Origin of the sequence: Brevundimonas sp. UBA7664 (assembly GCF_002483305.1) — a bacterium.
GTDB lineage: Bacteria > Pseudomonadota > Alphaproteobacteria > Caulobacterales > Caulobacteraceae > Brevundimonas.
In genome coordinates this window covers 1-2,635 of record NZ_DLHQ01000052.1, presented here as the reverse complement: position 1 = coordinate 2,635, position 2,635 = coordinate 1, and the positions used below count along the sequence as shown (strand labels likewise).

Genomic DNA, 2,635 nt, shown 5'->3' with positions numbered 1-2,635 from the left:
GTCCGCGGGCGTTCGGCGCCGACGCGGGCCGGTAGGCGGGCGCATAGGCGTCGGCGGACCGTCTGGACGGGCCCGGCGTCGCGGCGGCCTCGGTCGCCGGCGGGTGGTCCGCCGTGCGCGGCTCGGGCAGGCGATCGTAGGTCGCCGGCTGGTCCGTCACCGCTTCCGCAGGGCGGACCACGCCGCGCGCCTGGTCCTCCCGCGCCTCGGCCTGACGGGCGCGGGCGCTGTCGCGCAGTTCCGGCTGGACCACGAAGGCCCAGGCCAGGGAGCCCGACACGAGCACCGCCCCGCCGATGACGATGAGCTGGACCGCGGACTTGCGCAGGCGCACGGCGTGGGGGCGCGGCGCCCGGGTGCTCAGGCCCGGCGCCGGCTCCTTGGGCGCAACGTCGGGCCGGGCCGTGTGGAGAGGATCGAGGTTGGTCATGACCGGGCTCCTGCGAGACGGCGAATGCGGACGATCTGGGGCCGGCGGTCGCCCAGGCGAAGCTCGGCCCGGTCGAACACCCGATCGACGACATAGAGGCCGCCGACCTGCCGGTAGTTGACCATCTGGGCCTCTCCGTCGGGGGCGATGACGAACAGGACAGGCGCCTCGTCCACCTGAAGGTCCGCGTCGAAGGTGATGAAGGTCCGCCGGCCGTCGTTGAACACCGAGGTCGGGGTCCAGCGCGGACGCCGGCCCTGGGGATCGATCCGGTAGCGGGCGTCGAGTTCGCCCTCCGGCATCACGACGGGCTCGCCGCTGCGCGCCGGGACGGATGCCATGGCGGCCTCCGGGGCGCCGCCGGCGAGGATCGCGTCCGTGTCCCAGGCGACGGCGGCATTGAAAGCGTCGGTCGCGCCGCTCTTCAGATCAATGAGATAGACCCGTCTATTCGTCGTCAGGACGAGGTTGGTCTCCAGGCCCCGTTCGAGGGGCTTGAGCAGCACATGGGTCCGCTGGCCCGCCCCCTCGCCGGAGACCGCCTCGCCGATCTGCCAGCGCACGGTGTCCCCCGCCGCCTTCGCCACGAGGGTCTCCCCCGGCGCCAGGGTCAGGGTTGTGACCCGAAGGGGCGCGGTCCAGATCTCGAACACGCGTCCGGGCGACCAGGTGAAGACCTGGACCCCGCCGACGAAGGCGTCCTCGCGGGACGGCGCGCGCGCCGTCGCATTGGCCGCGGCGATGGCTTGCCGCCCGGTCGCGCCGGCCGATGCAACCCTTGCGTCTGATGGGACCGTGGCGGCCGTCGCCGGGCGGACGGGCGCCGGCTCATAGGCCCGCTCCGTCGGCGAGCGGTCTTGCGGACCCTCGGCCACCGCGAGGGCCGGTTCGGGTTCGATGACCACCGTCGATGCCAGGGCGTCCATGGGCGCCGAAGCGGTCGTGCGCCCCATCAGGGCGGCCGCCGGCCGCAGGCCATCGCGAAAGACCGCGCAGCCGGACAGCGACAGGCCCAGGGCGACCAGGATCAGGAGGCGTCGGGGGTCCATGATACATCCTCGATTTTCAGTCCAAGGGGGTTCTTCATCAGCTCGGCCTCCGTGCGGGGCGGCTGGATCGTGGTGGTGATCAGGGCCCGCCAGCGTTCGGCCCCGGCCGACTGGCCGTTGACGAAGCGTGTCTCGCGCCATTGCAGGTCGAAGGTCCGGTCCGTCCGGCGGACCACGTTCAGGATCTCGACATTGACCGCTTCGCGCCCGACCTCGGCGAACGGGTCGTGGGTCTGGGCCCAGGCGTTGAGAAAGGACGCCGCCTTGGGCGTCATCAGGTCATAGGCCCGGAGCCAGTTCTGGCGGATGACGATTGGATCGATGCTCTTGGAACGGACATCGCGAACCCAGCCGGCCAGGGCGTGACCGATCTGGGCCTCGTTCGGTTCATAGCGCCCGCCGATGGCGGTGATCCTCTGGGTCTCGCCCCAGTCGGACACCTCCACCACGAAGGGCTTCACCACGGCCCGGTCCGCCTGGACCCACCAGCCGGCGCCCAGGAAACCAGCCAGCGCCAGATTGGCCAGGGCGATGCGGCGCCAATTGCGCGCATGGGCCAGGGACAGGCCCATCCGGTCGTCCCAGACCTGGCCGGCGCGCTGGTACGGCGTCTGGTCGGGCGCGGACGCCAGGGCCCGTCGGGGCCGGAAGAAGGGGTGCATCTCAGGACTCCTCGGTCTTCAGATTGGGCGACAGGACGCCGCTGGTTTCCCCGGCCGGGAGCAGACCGCGGCCGGTGTTGGCGACGAAGAAGGCCTGCAGGGCCGCGGACCGCCCCCGCGGGCCTCCGCCCGTGGCCGTCGCCGGCCTCGACGCGGCCCGGTGAAAGTCCGCCCTGGCGGCCTGGGCCTCCCCGGCAATCGTCCCGGGCGAACGGCCTGGCGCGTCCTTCGAGGCCCCCGGCCCGCTCGCCGGCGGGGTTTCGTCCGCGGCCGTTCGGTTCGCGGCGCTGTCCGACGCGGTCTGCGGTCGCCAGTCGACGGCGCGCTCGCCGACACCGCTCGTCCCCGCCGAGGCGGTCACGGCTCCGCCTGACGAACGGCGCGGACCGGACGGCGGCGGGTTGTCGTTCGAGGGCTTCGGCGTCGACGGGCCCTGCGGGTTCGGCGGCGCGGGCGGGCGTCCCGACCCGGCCCCCGCAGCGGCGCGCGCGGGT

3 protein-coding genes and 1 pseudogene are annotated in these 2,635 nt (G+C 73.4%); all 4 read right to left on the bottom strand.

The features are described 5' to 3' along the window. The coding region (locus B2742_RS12685) for a hypothetical protein (protein WP_414633068.1) at nt 1–430 on the bottom strand (430 nt) is incomplete at its 3' end. Further along, entirely contained in the window at nt 427–1,479 is a 1,053-nt protein-coding gene (gene trbG / locus B2742_RS12680; protein ID WP_292066877.1) for a P-type conjugative transfer protein TrbG, read from the bottom strand. The genes B2742_RS12685 and trbG, both read right to left, overlap by 4 nt. After that, the gene (trbF, locus tag B2742_RS12675) at nt 1,458–2,141 is read right to left on the bottom strand and encodes a conjugal transfer protein TrbF (RefSeq protein WP_292066875.1); all 684 of its coding nucleotides are present in this window, start codon (nt 2,139–2,141) and stop codon (nt 1,458–1,460) included. The genes trbG and trbF overlap by 22 nt, the downstream gene beginning before the upstream one ends. A 1-nt stretch (nt 2,142) precedes the next feature. Further along, a pseudogene (locus B2742_RS12670) lies at nt 2,143–2,635 on the bottom strand (P-type conjugative transfer protein TrbL); the annotation flags it as partial.

Coding starts and splice junctions, on each gene's coding strand:
- trbG (WP_292066877.1), bottom strand. CDS start 1,479: ATGGACCCCCGACGCCTCCTGATCCTGGTCGCCCTGGGCCTGTCGCTG.
- trbF (WP_292066875.1), bottom strand. CDS start 2,141: ATGCACCCCTTCTTCCGGCCCCGACGGGCCCTGGCGTCCGCGCCCGAC.